The sequence below is a fragment of the Janthinobacterium aestuarii genome (assembly GCF_051380835.1).
In the GTDB taxonomy this organism is placed as follows: domain Bacteria; phylum Pseudomonadota; class Gammaproteobacteria; order Burkholderiales; family Burkholderiaceae_D; genus Janthinobacterium; species Janthinobacterium aestuarii.
Genome location: NZ_JBNYXU010000005.1, coordinates 1 through 12,638, shown reverse-complemented (window position 1 = coordinate 12,638; position 12,638 = coordinate 1). Strand labels below are relative to the sequence as shown.

Annotated in this window: 11 protein-coding genes; 8 read left to right on the top strand and 3 right to left on the bottom strand. The window is 60.2% G+C overall.

The window, feature by feature from the left end:
• Positions 1-147: 147 nt before the first annotated feature.
• Positions 148-888: a GntR family transcriptional regulator gene (locus ACQ4WO_RS14485; protein WP_034752424.1), complete on the top strand. Its 741-nt coding sequence runs from the start codon at positions 148-150 to the stop codon at positions 886-888.
• Positions 889-890: 2 nt separating this feature from the next.
• Here ACQ4WO_RS14485 and ACQ4WO_RS14480 read toward each other — a convergent pair whose 3' ends face one another.
• Entirely contained in the window at positions 891-2,036 is a 1,146-nt protein-coding gene (locus tag ACQ4WO_RS14480) for a nuclear transport factor 2 family protein (RefSeq protein WP_436482060.1), read from the bottom strand.
• A 127-nt stretch (positions 2,037-2,163) separates the two neighbouring features.
• A complete protein-coding gene (locus ACQ4WO_RS14475) occupies positions 2,164-3,288 on the bottom strand; it encodes a helix-turn-helix transcriptional regulator (RefSeq protein WP_436482059.1) in 1,125 nt (374 codons plus the stop codon).
• A gap of 120 nt (positions 3,289-3,408) precedes the next feature.
• Between ACQ4WO_RS14475 and ACQ4WO_RS14470 the strand changes: the two genes are divergently transcribed.
• The 7 genes from ACQ4WO_RS14470 to ACQ4WO_RS14440 all read left to right on the top strand — a co-directional run bounded on the left by ACQ4WO_RS14470 (position 3,409) and on the right by ACQ4WO_RS14440 (position 10,871).
• A complete protein-coding gene (locus ACQ4WO_RS14470; protein WP_436482058.1) occupies positions 3,409-4,290 on the top strand; it encodes an N-acetylmuramic acid 6-phosphate etherase in 882 nt (293 codons plus the stop codon).
• 45 nt (positions 4,291-4,335) lie between these two features.
• Positions 4,336-5,646, top strand: a complete 1,311-nt coding sequence (locus ACQ4WO_RS14465) for an MFS transporter (RefSeq protein WP_436482057.1) — start codon at positions 4,336-4,338, stop codon at positions 5,644-5,646.
• A gap of 91 nt (positions 5,647-5,737) precedes the next feature.
• Complete coding sequence (locus ACQ4WO_RS14460; protein WP_436482055.1) at positions 5,738-7,399, top strand: glycoside hydrolase family 10-like protein; 1,662 nt, start codon at positions 5,738-5,740, stop codon at positions 7,397-7,399.
• Between the two features lie 124 nt (positions 7,400-7,523).
• Complete coding sequence (locus tag ACQ4WO_RS14455; RefSeq protein WP_436482054.1) at positions 7,524-8,474, top strand: N-acetylglucosamine kinase; 951 nt, start codon at positions 7,524-7,526, stop codon at positions 8,472-8,474.
• Complete coding sequence (locus tag ACQ4WO_RS14450) at positions 8,471-9,271, top strand: N-acetylmuramoyl-L-alanine amidase (protein ID WP_034752412.1); 801 nt, start codon at positions 8,471-8,473, stop codon at positions 9,269-9,271. The genes ACQ4WO_RS14455 and ACQ4WO_RS14450 overlap by 4 nt, the downstream gene beginning before the upstream one ends.
• A gap of 83 nt (positions 9,272-9,354) precedes the next feature.
• Positions 9,355-10,257, top strand: coding sequence for a LysR family transcriptional regulator (locus ACQ4WO_RS14445; protein ID WP_034782805.1), 903 nt, complete (start codon positions 9,355-9,357; stop codon positions 10,255-10,257).
• Positions 10,257-10,871 carry a M15 family metallopeptidase gene (locus ACQ4WO_RS14440; protein WP_436482053.1) on the top strand — a complete coding sequence of 205 codons (615 nt, stop codon included), beginning with the start codon at positions 10,257-10,259 and terminating at the stop codon, positions 10,869-10,871. Before ACQ4WO_RS14445 ends, ACQ4WO_RS14440 begins: the two co-directional genes overlap by 1 nt.
• Here the strand turns inward: ACQ4WO_RS14440 and ACQ4WO_RS14435 are convergent, their stop codons facing one another.
• A complete protein-coding gene (locus ACQ4WO_RS14435) occupies positions 10,872-12,251 on the bottom strand; it encodes a sodium-dependent transporter (protein ID WP_436482052.1) in 1,380 nt (459 codons plus the stop codon).
• Positions 12,252-12,638 lie beyond the last annotated feature (387 nt).

The following is a 12,638-nucleotide window of genomic DNA, read 5'->3' as shown; positions in this document are numbered from 1 at the left end:
TATCTATAATGCAAAGCTATACGTACGGTAAAACATTGTTTTTTTAAATGTATAACCGTTATTTATGGCCATTTTCCATTTATTCATGGGTGGACGGGCTACGCACAAGCGCCATCGCTATTACACTAGGAGGACAAGGAGAACTGTATGAGCCAGACCAGCGTAGAACTCAAGGTCGATTTAAATGACAATTCGCCTTTATATATGCAGATCGCCCGCAAGCTGAGCGATGACGTACGCAACGGCCGCTACCAGGTAGACCAGGCCCTGCCATCCGAACGTACCCTGTCCGAACTGCTTGACGTATCGCGCGTGACTGCCCGCAAGGCCATCGACCAGCTCGTCGAGCAAGGCCTCGTCGTGCGCCGCCGCGGTTCGGGCAACTATATTGCCCCGCGCATCGAGCAGCCGCTGTCGAACCTGTCGAGCTTTTCCGAGCAGCTGCAGCAGCGCGGCTACCGCCCCGGCTCGCGCTGGCTCAAGCGCGAAGTCGTCATCGCCAGCAGCGATGAACAGCTGAGCCTGGGCCTGGCGCAGAACACGAAAGTGGCGCGCCTTGAGCGCTTGCGCCTGGCCGACGACGTGGTGATGGCATATGAAGTGAGCGTGCTGCCGTTCAGCGTGGTGCCGGACCCGGACGCCATGGGCGACTCGCTGTATGAGTACTTGAGCAGCATCAAGAAGGCCCCCGTGCGCGCCTTGCAGCACATCCGCGCCATGAATGCGACGGACGTGCTGGCCAAGCAACTGGGCATCCCCGATGGCCAGGCCGTGCTGTTCATCACGCGCATCGCCTACCTGGAGACGGGCGAAGCGGTGGAACTCACGCATTCGTATTGCCGCAGCGACCATTACGATTTCGTGGCGGAAATGCGCCGCGCGCCATAAACTTACTGCTGGATCAGGCGGATCATGGATTCCGCCACGCCGACGGACGACTCCCAGCTCATGCCGGTTACCAGCCGGCCATCGACCTCGACGTGGCTCTTGCCGCTGGCGCCGTGCCTGAAAATGCCGCCCTGGCGCTTGATGCTGCCTTCCGCCGAAAAGGGATAGGCTTTGTATACCGGCGATTCCTTGTTGAGAAACGCATCGGGGAACGAGGTGAGCACCTTGCCCTGGATGAGGAAAGTACCGTCGCTGAGCTTCAGATTCTTGATGCCCTCGGTGCCATGGCAGATGGCCGCGATCACCCCGCCCTGCTGTTCATAGATACGCAAGGCGATGTCCTGCAGCGGCTTGTTGTCCGGGATGCCGACGATGGCCGCGCCGCCGCCGACGAAAGCCATGCCCGCATACTCGTCTGCCTTGACCTCGGCGACGGGTTTGGTATGGGCCAGTGCCCACATGAAATCACTGTCGTACAGATGCTTCTTGAGCAACTCGTCCGACGTGACGATCATTTCCAACGGAACGGCGCCACCCTCGGGACTGACGAAGTCGACCGCGTACCCTGCTTTGCGAAATGCATCATAGGTATAGGCAAGCTCGGGAAAATTATTGCCTGCGTTAACTTTTGTGCCGGGATATTGATGCACATTCGACACGACCAGCAGCACCTTGCGTGCGTGGCGTGCCGCTGGCTCGCGATGGGCCGACTTGCTGACGATCTTCCAGTTGCCGGCGATCTTTTTCAAAAGGAAGACATCCACATAGCGGACTCCTTGTGCGGGAATGTGGATCTCGGCCTTGGCGGTGGCTACCTTGCCGTTCACCTCCACCTTGATCAGCCGCCCGTGGCGCCCATTGAATTGCCCTTTTTTCTCGTCGCTAAAGAGTTTGGCGTATTCGGGACCGCTCAACTCCCATTCCGCATCGTCTTTGCCGTCCAGATAAAGGCGGGAATTTGCATGGAAGGCCTGCTTGATCTCGTCCTGCACGTTGAAGCTGGTGCCATGCAGATACCAGCGTACGGTTTCCTGGATGGCATGTTCGTCCTGGTCCGCGGTGGCGGCGGCGCTGACGGCGGCGATGCCAAGCAAGCAACAGGCGAGTACTGTTCGCACTAAAAACTGGATCATGGTTTTACCCTGCATGAAGAATTTCGTTTATCGGAGCAACGACTATTTCAGATCGCTGATGGTCGATAATTTAGCGAAGCGCAGGGGAATGGATGTCGCCAAACAGGATGTCAGACTCCGGAATGGCGATTCCGGAGCGGTTTTACGCGGAAACGGCCCTGACGGCCTGGCCGGATTGGGCCCGGAAGCTGGCGGGAGTCTGCCCAGTAACTTTCTTGAAGGTCGAGTAGAAGGTGGAACTGGAATTGAACCCGCAGCGCTCGGCAACGGTATCCATGTTCAGTTGCGGCCCGCCCGTCAATACCTGTTTCGCTTCGGCGATACGGTATTCGTTGACGTAGGTGTTGAAACTCTTGCTCAGCTTGTCATTGAGTACCTGCGATACCTGCGCCTGCGTGCATCCCGCCCGCTTGGCCAGTTGGGCCAGGGTCAGATTCGGATTCAGATAGGATTGTTGCTCGCTCATCTGTTGTTCCAGCGCAGCGAGCACGGCAAGCGCATCGTCGTGCGTCAGGCGGCTATGTTGGTACTTCTGTTTTGGCTCGGCAGGCGTCGAGGTTTCTTTTCTCAGCAGAAAAACCATGACCGCGACGTGCAGCGAGAAGGTGAACGACAAGGCACCGACGATATAGGACGTGAACGGCGTGCTCGCGTACGCCGCCAGCATGACGCAGCTGCCTGCAAAGACGCTCAGCAGGAGCACGTTGCTGGTCGCCATCCGCTGTCCGTCGTTCAACCATGCCCGGCGCCTGTGCCAGAGCAGTCTGGCGGCCGCCAGCAGGTAGCCTAGCCAGAACACATGAATGGCATGACTCGACAGGTTCCACACAGAACGATACGCGGCATACGGAAAGGCAACGCCAATGCCTATCAGCAGGAAGGACAAGCCGAGATGCCAACGCCATTGTTGCCCGGCAGGCAATTGTCCGAGCCCGGCCAGAAAAGCGCGCACATAGAGATAGGTCAAGGGGCCGATCAGCAGGCAGGCCGACAGGCCCAGTTGGCGGAATTCGAGTGCGATCACCGGGTTGAAGAAGAGGAAGGCAGATTTGGCGGTGCGTACCCCGACGGCCAGCAGCAATGCGCCGAGCATGCAGTCGGCGAGGCAGCGAGGCCGGCGGCTGAAAAAATAGACGGCCAGGAAAATGCCGTTGATGGCGCCAAGGGCGCTAAACAGGAACAGCAATTGGCGAGCGATCATGGAGATGTCGTTGATGTTGGCGTCGAACCCAAGTATAGACACAAACGGGAGCGTATCGAAGTACATGTAGTACACCGCGTTCCTGCACCAGCCATAAACTCCTGTTATGCCCGCCCGCCAACCTTTCATGGCTGATATTGCTCGTTGGTATTAAACTGGTTTCACCTTCAACCATGTTCTGAAATCATGTTGAAAACTGAAACCCCGAGCCGGCGGCATCCGGATCTGGACCTGTATCCGGTGGAGCAGCTGGTGGCGGCGCTGGTCGATGACCAGTTCTGGGCTGTCGAGGCCGTGCGGCTGGCGTCGCCCGACATCGCTGCCGCCATCACGGCCGCCCTGCCCCGCATCGCGGCCGGTGGACGGCTGCTGTATGTGGGGGCGGGCACGTCCGGCCGGCTTGGCGTGCTCGACAGCGTTGAACTCAATCCCACGTTTTCCTGGCCGCCCGAGCGGGCCGTCGCCATCCTGGCCGGCGGCGCGGGCGCCATGTTTACGGCCGTCGAAGGCGCGGAAGACGATTTGCAGCAAGGCGAGGCGGATTTACTGGCCTTGCAGCCGCAAGCAAATGATGTCGTGATCCTGCTGGCCGCCTCCGGCGCCACGCCGTATGTGCTGGGCGCCTTGCTGGCCGCGCGCCAGGCGGGCGCCTTGACGATAGGCATCGCGAACAATGTGGATGCCCCCGTGGCGCACGAGGCGCAATGCGGCATCGTGCTCGACACGGGTACGGAAGTCATATCCGGCAGCACGCGCCTGAAAGCGGGTACGGCGCAAAAAATCACCCTGAACACGATTTCCAGCGCCCTGATGGTCGGTTTGCACAAAACTTACGGAAACTTGATGGTAGACTTGAAGCCGACCAACGCCAAGCTGATCTGGCGGGCGGTGCGTCTGACCATGCACGCCACCGGCGCCAGCGAAGTGCAGGCCAGGACCGTGCTGGAGCAATGCCACTATCACGTCAAGGTGGCGATTGTTGCCTTGACCAAAAAAATCAACACAAACCAGGCACAGGCATTGTTGGCCGGCGCGAACGGCAGTGTGCGGGCGGCACTGGCGGCGTGATCCAATGGCGCGGCATTCTTCTGTCTGGGAGACAAAGAAGGATGTATGGAGCTAGTGAAACAAACCGCCGCGGCGCGCGCAAATAAGCCGTCAAATAAGCCGTGGCTGTGGATCCCTTCCCTGTATTTCGGCCAGGGTATCCCCTATGTAGTGGTCATGACCTTGTCCGTGATCATGTACAAGAACTACGGTTTCAGCAATACCGATATTGCCCTGTACACGAGCTGGTTGTACTTGCCATGGGTCATCAAACCCCTGTGGTCGCCCTTCATCGATATGTACCGCACCAAGCGTTTCTGGATCGTCGGCTTGCAGCTGGTCATCGGCGCCGCGCTGGCGCTGGTGGCCCTGACGACGTCCTTGCCGCACTTTTTCCAGATCAGCCTGGCCATCTTCTGGCTGATGGCTTTCAGTTCCGCCACGCATGACATTGCCGCCGACGGCTTTTATATGCTGGGCCTGGAAGAGCACCAGCAGGCAGCCTTCGTCGGCGTGCGCAGCACTTTCTATCGCCTGGCGATGATCGCCGGCCAGGGCGGTCTCGTGTATCTGGCCGGCTATTTGACGCATGCGACGGGCAATGTGCAGCTGGCCTGGTCCGTCGTGTTCGCCATTCTGGCGGGCCTGTTCATCGCCCTCTTCCTGTACCACTATTTTGTCTTGCCGAAACCGAAGGACGACCGCCCCAGCATCCAGGGCGCCGGTGTTTCTCCCTTGCAGGAATTCATCGCCACCTTTGCTTCCTTCTTCAAGAAGAAGGATATTTTCGTCATCTTGGGCTTTTTGCTGCTGTTCCGCCTCGGCGAGGCGCAATTGCTCAAGCTGGCTGCGCCATTCCTGCTCGACCCCGTCGCCAAGGGCGGCCTGGGCCTCAGCACGGAACAGGTGGGCCTCGTCTATGGCACCATCGGCGTGATCGCCCTGACCCTGGGCGGCTTGCTGGGAGGATTCATCATTTCCCGCTTCGGTTTGAAACGCTGTTTGTGGATCATGGTGCTGTCCGTCCACCTGCCCGACCTGGTCTTTGTTTACCTGGCCACCGCCTTGCCCAGCAGCATTTATGTGATCGCCGGTGGCATTGCGTTGGAGCAATTTGGCTATGGCTTCGGTTTCGCGTCCTATATGTTGTACATGATCATGGTCTCCGATGGCGCGCATAAAACGGCCCATTACGCGATCTGCACGGGTTTCATGGCCCTGGGCATGATGTTGCCGGGCATGGCCAGCGGCTGGATCCAGCAAATGCTAGGCTACCAGCACTTCTTTATCTGGGTCTGCATCGCCACCATTCCTGCTTTCATCATGGCCGCGCTGGTCAAGATCGATCCCGAATTTGGCAAGAAGGCCGAGGCCTGATTCTTTTGAACCGTGCGCCCGCATGGATGGCGGGCGCACAGTAAAATGCCCGCACCGATAGACCTGCGCTTCACCACTGCAAGGAATTGTTTTGTTGTCTACTTTCAAAAAACGCCTGGGCGCCAGCGCCGGCGTATTGGCCGCGTTGGCCACCGCCACATTGCTCAGCAGCTGTACCAGCACCAGGATGCCCTCCGCAGTGACGCCGGGCGCAGCGGGTTTGCCAGCCGTGCCGCCCGTGCAGCACATCACGGGCGAAGTACCGCCGCCGGCGCCGCGCGAATTCCGCGCCGCCTGGGTCTCGACGGTGGCCAATATCGACTGGCCCAGCCGCAGCAATTTGCCTGTCGCCAAGCAGCAAGCGGAAGCGCTGGCCATTCTCGACCGTGCCAAGTCCCTGAATCTGAACGCGATTGTGCTGCAAGTGCGCCCTAGCGCCGACACGATTTACCCGTCGCAGCTGGAGCCGTGGTCGGAATACCTGACCGGCAAGCAAGGCCAGCCGCCTCTGCCCCTGTATGACCCGCTGGCTTTCTGGGTAGCGCAGGCGCATGCGCGGGGCCTGGAATTGCACGCCTGGTTCAACCCGTATCGGGCCCGTCACGCAACGGCCAAGTCGCCGCTGGCGCGCGACAGTTTCGCTTCCACCAATCCGGCGTCCGTCAAGCAATACGGCCGCTACCTGTGGATGGACCCGGGCGACGCCGCCGCGTCCAAGCACACGACGGACGTGGTGCTCGACGTGGTGCGCCGCTACGATATCGATGGCGTGCACATCGACGATTACTTTTACCCGTACCCGATCGATGCGCCTGGCGCCGGCGCCGGTGCGGAAACAGCCGCGCTGGACGCGGGCAATGGCGGCGCCAAGCGCGAACTGCCGTTTCCCGATGAGCCTTCCTGGCAGCAATATCTGCTGGCCGGCGGCCAGCTGGACCGCGCTTCCTGGCGCCGCCAGAACGTCAACCAGCTGATCGAGGCTTTGTATACAGGCATCCACCGCGAAAAGAGCTGGGTGCGCTTTGGCATCAGCCCGTTCGGCATCGGCCGTCCGGACCGCCGCCCTGCCGGCATCGTCGGCTTCAGCCAGTACGATAAATTGTATGCGGATGCGGAATTGTGGCTGGCCAAGGGCTGGCTCGATTACCTGTCGCCGCAGCTGTACTGGCCCGTGGCGCAGGCGCCGCAAGCGTTTGGCGTGCTGCTCGACTATTGGCTGGCGCAAAATCCGTATGGCCGCCACGTGTGGCCAGGCCTGTACACCAGCCGCATCGACAATTCCGCCAAGTCCTTCACGCCGCAAGAGATCATCAAGCAGATCGAAGTGACGCGCACGCGCCCCGGCGCGAATGGACAAGTGCATTTCAGCATGGTGCCCCTGATGCAGAACCGCAAGGGTGTCAGCGAGCAACTCAAGGCGAGCGTGTATCAAAGCCCTGCCCTGATTCCCGCCACGCCATGGCTGGGCAAGGAAGCACCGGGTACGCCCGTGCTGGCTCTGCGCCGCGATTCCACCAGCCTGAACATCAAATTGACGGCGGGCGGCGGCAAACCCGTAGCGCAGTACGCGGTCTGGGCTCGCTACGGCGAAGACTGGCGTTTTACCGTGGTCACGGGTGTGCAAGGCGAGCTGACCCTGGTTGACGATGCCATTGGTAAAGTCAATGCGGTGGTGGTCAGCGCTGTGGACCGCCTCGGCAATGAAAGCCCCCGCGTCACCGTGCGCGCACCGTTTACGGTCGCCGCCAAGTAATTGTTGAACTTTCTTCGCTAGTCCATAACCTGCAGGCATGAAACATGCGCAAGCTTTCATGCCTGCAAGCTCCGCTTGGCTTTACACTCATGCCATGATTTCCTTCCCTGCAATCAATACTGACATGGCCGTGCTCGGGCTGGGCATCGACGCGGGCGGCACGCAAACGCGCTGGGCTTTGGCTGGCGCGGATGGCGCCATCGTGGCGGACGGCGCCGTGGAAGGCTTGTCTGCCTTGCAAATGAGCAGCGATGCGGGCCGCGCAGCCGTGCACGCCACGTTTGCGAAATTGTCTCAGGCTGTGCTGGCCGTTGGCCAGCCGCGCGCCGTGGCGGCGGGCTTGACGGGCTTTGGCGGCGACGATGTGACGCTGGCGCACATGCTGGCGGAGTTGCTGGCGCTGGACGCCGACGATGTCCGCTTGGGCAACGATATCGATATCGCCTATCGCGACAGTTTTGAACCAGGCGAAGGTTATCTGGTCTACGCTGGCACGGGCTCGATTGCCGCCTGGATCGATGCGGATGGCGTGTTTCACCGTGCAGGCGGGCGCGGCGTGCTGCTCGACGATGGCGGCGGCGGTTACTGGATCGCGCGCGAAGCCTTGCGCCACATCTGGCGCCGCGAAGACGAGGCGCCTGGCAGTTGGCAAGCGTCGCCCATGGCCGAGGCCGTGTTTGCGCAACTGGGCGGCAGCGACTGGTCATTGTCGCGCGCCTTCATGTATGGCCAGGACCGGGGCGCCATCGGCCGGCTGGCGCTGGCCGTGGCCGCCAGTGCCGATGCCGACCCGCTGGCGCTGGACATCTTGCAGCGCGCGGGACAGGAACTGGCGCGCCTGGCCCTGGCACTGGTATCTCGCCATGGTCCGCGTCCCGTGGTGCTGGCCGGCCGCGCGGCGCAATTGCACCCGGCCATCGCGTCAGCCATGCGCGCCGCGTTGCCTGTATCGTTGACGATGGAACAGAAAGTTGCCCGTCCACATGACGCGGCGGCCAGGATAGCCGTCAAGGCGGCGCTCAATACACAGGCCAATACTGAACATTTTATTAACCCGAACATGGATATTTCATGAAAAAAATCGCCCTCGCCCTGCTCGTGGCCCTGCTCTCCGCCTGTACCACGCCCGCGCCGCACCTCGACCACAGCTTGAATGCGCGCAGCCAAAGCCCGCGCGTCAAATTCATCGTCATCCATTACACGGTCAGCGACCTGCCCCGCTCGATCAAGATCCTGACGGAACAAGTGGTCAGCAGCCATTATTTGCTGACGGACACGGACAAGCCGAAGTTTTACGTGCTGGTCGACGAATCGCGCCAGGCCAATCACGCGGGTGTGAGTAACTGGAAGACGTATACACAGTTGAATGTCAGCTCGATCGGCATCGAGATCGTCAACCCCGGCTACAAGGACACGCCGGAAGGCCGCCTCTGGTATCCGTTTCCCCAGGCACAGATCGATGAGCTGATTCCGCTGTTGAAAGATATCCAGGCCCGCTACAACATCGCACCGGAAAATATCCTCGGCCATAACGAGATCGCCCCGCAGCGCAAACAGGACCCGGGTCCGCTGTTTCCTTGGCGCCAGCTGGCCGATGCGGGCCTGATCGTCTGGCCCGATGCGAACAGAGTGGCCGCGCAGCGCCTCATTTTTGAGCAGCAAGTACCGGACGCCGTCTGGTTCCAGAAAAAGCTGGCCCAGCACGGCTATGCGACGCCGAATACGGGTGTTTTCGATGAAGCGACGCGCAATGTACTGATCGCCTTCCAGATGAAATATCGCAACACTTTGTTCGACGGCACGCCCGACGGCGAAACGGCGGCCCTGCTGGAAGTGCTGACGACGCCGGCGCCAGCTGTTGTTGCAAAGTAGCATAGCCGTTCCAGCCCATGACTTTTTCTTATATGCTGAACGTTGACGGCCCAGGCGGCCACGGCAAGGTAAAGGAATAGCTCATGCGGCTGCGTCATATCGAAGTGTTTCACGCCATCATGCAAGTTGGCACCATCAGCGGCGCCGCCCAGGTGCTGCATATCTCGCAACCGGCCGTGACCAAGGTCTTGCAACATTGCGAGTTGCAGCTGGGCATGCCGCTGTTTGAGCGCGTGCGGGGCAAGCTGTACCCGAAACCCGAGGCGCACCGTTTGTTTGTCGAGACGGAAAAGCTCAACCGCGATTTATTGGGCATCCGCCGCCTGGCGGCCAGCCTGAAGGGCCATGCCGTGGAAACCATCCGCCTGGTGTCCACGCCGACGATCGCCATCAGCGTCTTGCCGTTTGCCATGACGGAGTGGCGGCGCGATTTTCCCCACACGCGTTGCCAACTGGCCACCCACCACACGGGCGAGATCGTCAATACCTTGCGCCTCGGTGAGGCGGACCTGGCCGTATCGCTGCAAGACCCGCGTCATCCGGGCATCGTGGCCGAACCGATCGCGCAGGGCGTCATGACGGTGATCGCGCCGGCTGGCACCTGGCATGCGGCCGATTGCGGCACACCGTTGACGGCGCATGGCCTGAATGGCGAGCTGATCGGCCATGCCGACAACGATCCGCTGGGTGAACTGGTCGTGGCCGCCTGTGAGGCGCAGGATATCCACCCCGTCTTTAGTACCGTGGTGCAGACCTATCAAATCGCCCGCTCGCTCGTGGAAGCGGGCGCCGGCATGGCCGTGGTCGATCCGTTTACGGCTGCGTCCGGTTCGCCCGAGCGGCTGCAGCGCCGTCCTTGGGCGCCGACGATACCGATCCAACTGTATTTATTGACGGCGAGCCACTCGCCGCTGTCGCATGGCGCGCGGCGCCTGGCCGACAGCATCGGCGTGGCGGCGCGCAATTGCCTGGAAAGAGGAGTCTGATGTCTGTTGCAAGTTTGCAATTGGAAGCGGTCGGCAGCGATCCGCAATTTCGCCACCTGAGCAGCATCGCCGGCATTGCCGTCGACTTGCGCTACGCCACGCCCGACAATTTCGTCGGCCGCGACTTATACAGCCCCATCGATTGCGCCTGGCTGCACTGCGATGCGGCCTCCGCCCTGGAACAGGCCGTGGCGTGGCTGGCCGAGTGGCGGCCCGACCATCATTTACTGGTGCTCGACGCCCTGCGCCCGCAGCGGGTGCAGCAGCAACTATGGGATGCGCTGCAGGGAACGGAGTTGCTCGGCTATATCGCGGAACCGTCGCGCGGCTCGATTCACTCGTTCGGCATGGCGCTCGACATCACCATCGTCGGGCCGGACGGGCAGGAACTGGATATGGGCACCGGTTTTGACGACTTGAGTGAGCGCTCGCATCCGGCACTGGAACTGGTGATGCTGGAAAGGGGAGAAATTACGGAGCAGCAAGTGGACAATCGCCGCCTTTTGCGCGAGGCGATGTTCCAGGCGGGCTTCTTTGGCATCAACAGCGAATGGTGGCATTTCGATTGCGGCGACCGGGCGCTGGTGCGCCAGACCTACACCCGGGTTCTCTGACTAGAAGACTTTCAGGCCCTTCAGCATCACGATCAGGATCAAGACGGGCGAGACAAAGCGCAGCAGGAACAGCAGCACATGTGCCAGTTTTCTGTTCTGCAACTGGCCGTGATTGCTGATCGCATCGATGAAATGGTCCTTGCCCCAGGCCCAGCCTGTAAACAAGGCGATCGCGATACCGCCCACGGGCAGGAAGATATTCGACGAGACAAAGTCGAACAGATCAAACATATTCAAGTTAAACAGCTTGAAGTCCACCAGGGTGCTGTTACTGAGCGCGCATACGGAACCGAGCACGGCCAGCAGCAGCATGGTCACGATGGTGGCCTTGGTGCGTGTCCAGCCAAAGCGTTCATGGAAAATCACCACGGGCACTTCCATCAGCGACAGCATCGCGCCCGTGGCGGCGACGGCGGCCAGGATGAAGAACACCACCATCAGCACTTGTCCCATGGGAATCTGCGAAAACACGGCCGGGATGGTGATGAATACCAGCGACGGTCCCGCGCTGGGCGCGAAACCGAACGTGAACACGGCGGGGAAGATGGCGATGCCGGCCAGCATCGATACGCCGAGGTCGGCCGCCATCACGCGCAAGGTCGTGACGGGGATATTCTGGTCATCGCGGAAATAGCTGCCGTAGGTCATCATCGTGCCCATGCCGACGGACAATTTAAAGAAGGCCAGGCCCATGGCTGTCAGCACGACGGAAGCCGTCAGCTTGGAAAAATCGGGACGGAAAAGGAAGGCCAGGCCCTCACCCGCCTTATCGAGCGACAGGCTGACCGCGCAGAGCAGGAGCAGCAGCAGGAACAGCAGCGGCATCAGTTTCTTGGCGATCGCTTCGATGCCCTTGGTCACGCCCAGCATTAATATGCCACCGATAAACAGCAGCACGCCCCATTGCCACAACAGCGATTGCAGGGGATCGCTGATCAGGGAGGCGAAGGCCGCTTCCGTCACCAGTTTGTCGTTGCTGAGAATGGAGCCGTCGATGGCCTTGGCAATATAGGCAAACACCCAGCCCACCACTTCCGAGTAAAACGCGATGATCAGGAAGGCGGCGATCATGCCGATGAAGCCGACCAGCCACCAGGGCTTGCCCTTCGGTGCCAGCTGCTCCATGGTCGAGATGGGATTGACCTTGGCCCGGCGTCCCAGGGTGATTTCCGCGATCATCACGGGCAGTCCCACTAATAAGGTAGCGAGTAAATAAATGAGCAGAAAGCCGGCGCCGCCATTGGCGCCTGTCAGATAGGGGAACTTCCAGATGTTGCCGAGACCGACTGCGGAACCGAGGGTGGCGGCGAGCACGCCGAAGCCAGTGGTAAAGCCAGCCCGTTTCAGGGTCAGGCCTGATCCTTGAGCTTGTTGTTTCATGGTGAATCTTCTATGGTGGGACGCGAATTTGCGCTGAGGGGGCGAAATTGTAGCAGTTGGCCGCAAATACCCGGGAAAAGCCTTGCTACTCCCGGGGCGCTTTGCTATAGTTCGCCTCCCCAATGAGACGCAGTCACTGCGGCAGTTGAGGATCACCGGAAACGGCGATGAGCAAGAAAAGAAGGAGTTGACGAAATGCTGCAAACGCTTCATACTCTTCCTTCTTCGCAGCTGACAAACACAACGCTTTGTCGATAGCGCGAAAGTGGCACCGAATACAGTTCTTTAACAATTAACAGTCGATAAGTGTGGGCATTTGATGTAGTGCAGCGATGATCTTCGGATTGTCGTAAAACTTAAAATATCAAATGTTCACAAGAAATAATG